This is a genomic window from Brevibacillus sp. SIMBA_040, from assembly GCF_046535075.1.
GTDB lineage: Bacteria > Bacillota > Bacilli > Brevibacillales > Brevibacillaceae > Brevibacillus.
This window is the reverse complement of record NZ_JAWRXI010000362.1, coordinates 1-243: the sequence shown is the minus strand read 5'-3', so window position 1 is coordinate 243 and position 243 is coordinate 1. Positions and strand designations below refer to the sequence as shown.

Annotated in this window: 1 protein-coding gene; it reads right to left on the bottom strand. The window is 54.3% G+C overall.

Going from position 1 to position 243, the window contains the following annotated elements:
- Window positions 1-243: hypothetical protein (locus tag SB752_RS33120; RefSeq protein ID WP_410719614.1), on the bottom strand; the 243-nt coding region annotated here is incomplete at both ends.

Below are 243 nucleotides of genomic sequence, written 5' to 3'. Positions count from 1 at the left end.
AATAGGGGAAAAATTGATAAAACCGAACAGTGGTTCGAAGGCCGGTTGCTGCTGCAACTGCCCCAAGATGAATTGGCCCATTTTGCGCGCTGCCTGATCGGTAACTGCAAGGTTGCAGATCGGATCGGTGGCCTGGCCAAGATCGATAGCCAGTTGCTGTTGATTGCTCCCTGGCACAGGTACCACCACAAGCTTCGCTGTCATCTGCAGCGTGTAGCCCATGCCCTGGGTCAGTTCATGGCT